This is a genomic window from Micropruina sp. (assembly GCF_027492755.1).
Lineage (GTDB): Bacteria > Actinomycetota > Actinomycetes > Propionibacteriales > Propionibacteriaceae > Micropruina.
The window spans coordinates 1-3098 of sequence record NZ_JAPUED010000046.1 but is presented as its reverse complement, the minus strand read 5'-3'; the positions used below and the strand labels follow the sequence as shown (position 1 = coordinate 3098).

Below are 3098 nucleotides of genomic sequence, written 5' to 3'. Positions count from 1 at the left end.
GCCGTGGACGCGATCCCGCTGACCCCCAGCGGCAAGACCGACCGGCGTGCGCTGGCCGAGATCGCTGCCCGGCAGCCGGCGCCCGCGGCGTCCGGAACCGACGGGGAGGTGCCGCGCGACCTGCTGCAGCAGCGGGTGGCGGCGGTGATGGCCGAGGTGCTCGGGCTGCCTGCGGTTGCGGTGGACGCCGACTTCTTCGCCCTCGGCGGCGACTCGCTGTCGGTGCTGCGGCTGCTCGGACGGCTCGCCGATGATCTGGGCGTCGCCATCGGCCTGGCCGAGGCGTTCGGGCATCCGAGTGCGGCCGGGCTCGCCGAGCTGATCAGCGGAGCGCTGAGCGGCGCCGGCCGGGAACGCATCGATGACTTCGCCGAAGTGCTCACCCTGCGGCCCGGGACCGATCGTCCGCCGCTGTTCCTGCTGCCGCCGGCCGGCGGTCTGGGCTGGTGCTACACCAGCCTGCTCGCCGACCTGCCGTCCGACCTCGGGGTGCACACCATTCAGGCCCCCGGCACCGGAACCGGTTCACCTGAGCCGGTCGCTGATCTCACGGCACTGGCTCGACGGCAGCTGGCCGCGATCCGCAGCGTGGTGGGCGACGGCCCGTTCCACGTCGCCGGCTGGTCGCGGGGCGGCATGGCCGCCCACGCCGTCGCCGCACTGGCCCGCGCGGATGGTCAGCGGGTGGGTGCCGTCACCCTGCTGGACGCCTACCCGGCCGAACAGTGGCACCACCTGACCGAACCGACCGAAGCCGAGGCGCTGATCGGGATCCTGCGGCTGGCCGGCCTGGACGCCCCGGACGACGACATACCGCTCACCCGGGAGCGGGTGGCCGGCTTGCTGCGCGACTCGGGCAGCGCCCTGGCCGCGCTGCCGTCGGTGCTGGTGGACGGCTGCATCGTCAGCGTGATCGAGGCCGCCCGGCTGGTCCGGACGCCGCCGCCCGCCGCACTGGAGGGTGACCTCACTGTCGTCGTGGCCGGGGCGCCGCGTCCCGAGACGCATCTGGACGCCGAGGGTTGGCGAGCGCATACCGTCGGGAACGTGCGCATCGTCGAACTGCCCGCCACCCACGCTGAACTCGTCCGCCGTCCGGCCAGTGCGCGGGTTGCGGCGCTGCTCGCAGCGGCGATCGAGGCGGCGTGACCATCGCCCGGTTCGTTCCGGTCGAGGAGGTTCTGGGTGACGACCGGCTGGCTGGGGTGGAGCTGAGCGAAGCGGAGACCACGCGGTGGCGCCGGCTGCGGTTCGAGGTGGATCGGGATGCCTACCGCGCGGCGCACCTACTGGCCCGGCTGTGTGCTGGCGATCTGCTCGACATTTCGCCTAGTCGGGTGTGTCTGGAGCAACACTGCCCGCGCTGCGGTGCCACTGGGCACGGACGTCCCTCCATCGTCGGTGAATCGCGCGTGCAGGTCAGCCTCAGCCACACCCGTGGCCACGTTGCCGCCGTCGCAGCGACGGCCGAATGCGGCATCGACGTGGAACGGATCGCCGGCTCGATCCCACGCAACGCGGTCACTGCCCACGAACAGACCTGGCTCGACACCGCCACCGACCCGCTCCTGGATTTCACCCGGCTCTGGGTGCGCAAAGAAGCCCTGGTGAAGGTGGGTGTCGCCGACGAGCCTGGCCGGATCGACGTCGTGGGAGAGTCGGGTCCCGCCGATCGGGTGGGTAGGTTCGCCCTCACCGACTGGACGGGATCAGTCGACCAGTCAGGCCGTCCGACGGCGCTCGGCTGCCTCGCGCTGGCCGACTAGCAGCACCGTCGCCGCGCCGGCCACCAGCACGCTCACCCAGCCTCGTCATCCCGGCGTACGCCGGGATCTCCGCGGTGTGATCTCCGTGCAGGTCTCAGCTACTCGTCTGAGATCCCGGGTCAAGCCCGGGATGACGTTCTTGCTGGTTGAGCTTGCCTGCGGGCCAACTGCTCGTCCATGATCCGGCGGCTGGCCAGGGTCAACTCGGCCCAACGCGGGTCGAGGGCGCCGGCGTCCACCTGGTCGACGAAGTCGAGCACCTCGTGCTGCATGGTGTCGGCCGCGGCGACCCGTGGACCGGGCAGCAGCAGCCGGCTCGCACCGCCGCGTGGGTGCAGCTCGATCCGGGACAACTCGCCCGGGTCGTCCATGGTGAGGGCGGCGTCCTCGCCGTAGATCACGCTCGGGCCCAGACCGGCGGCGATCTTGGAGTAGACGACGTCGGCGACCAGGGTGCCGTAGTCGAGTTGCAGGCTGCCGCCGCCCTCGAAGCCGTTCGGCAGCCACACCGAGGCCCCGGACGTCCGGGCCGGGACGCCGAACAGATCCAGCGCCGGCTGCAGGCAGTAGACCCCGATGTCGGCCAGCGCCGAGTTGTCCAGTGACGGATCGAAGGCGTTCAGCAGCTCGCCGGCCCGGAACCGGTCGTAGCGCGACGAGTACTGCAGTTTCTCGAACCGGGCATGCCGCAGCGCACCCAGCTGGGGCAGCGTCGAACGAACCAGCTGATGCGCGGGGGTGTGCACATTGCGAACCGCCTCCATCGCGATCACGCCCGCGGCGCGGGCGGCGGCGAAGATCTCCTCCACCTGGGCGGTCGAGGTGCCGATCACCTTCTCGACCAGCACATGCCGGCCGGCCGCGAGGGCCTGCATCGCCTGCGGGTGGTGCGCGGCGTTCGGGCTGGCGATGTAGACGGCGTCGACGGCGTCGATAAGAGCGTCCAGGTCGTCGAACGCTAGATCGATGCCTTGGGCGTCGGCGAAAGCCTGGCCGCGTCCGAGGTCACGGGAATACACAGCCGCGGCCGAGGCGCGGCCGTTGGTGGCCCGGCAGGCCGTGCTGAACCACTCGCTGATGAAGTTGGTGCCGACGATCCCGAAACGCAGCATCGATGGTTCCTCTCGGTCGCGCTGGAGCGGGCCGGTGGGTCCGGCCCGCTCCGACGCTATCGGCTCACCCGGCTCTGCGGGCAGTCACCAGCAGGTACTCCCAGTCCATCGCGCCGTCGACCAGGGCGTCCGTCGGCGAGGCCGGCCAGGCATCTGCTGATGTGGGACATCCAGCGCACCGTGCCGATCGACGCCTGGCCACGGACCCGGACGGTGATCG

General features: G+C 71.5%; 3 protein-coding genes. 2 read left to right on the top strand and 1 reads right to left on the bottom strand.

The window, feature by feature from the left end; genetic code table 11:
* The coding region (locus tag Q0066_RS03000) for an alpha/beta fold hydrolase (RefSeq protein ID WP_298129908.1) at window positions 1–1149 on the top strand (1149 nt) is incomplete at its 5' end.
* The gene (locus Q0066_RS02995; protein WP_298129907.1) at window positions 1146–1766 is read left to right on the top strand and encodes a 4'-phosphopantetheinyl transferase superfamily protein; all 621 of its coding nucleotides are present in this window, start codon (window positions 1146–1148) and stop codon (window positions 1764–1766) included. The genes Q0066_RS03000 and Q0066_RS02995, both read left to right, overlap by 4 nt.
* A 119-nt stretch (window positions 1767–1885) precedes the next feature.
* Here Q0066_RS02995 and Q0066_RS02990 read toward each other — a convergent pair whose 3' ends face one another.
* The gene (locus Q0066_RS02990) at window positions 1886–2878 is read right to left on the bottom strand and encodes a Gfo/Idh/MocA family oxidoreductase (RefSeq protein ID WP_298129905.1); all 993 of its coding nucleotides are present in this window, start codon (window positions 2876–2878) and stop codon (window positions 1886–1888) included.
* Window positions 2879–3098 lie beyond the last annotated feature (220 nt).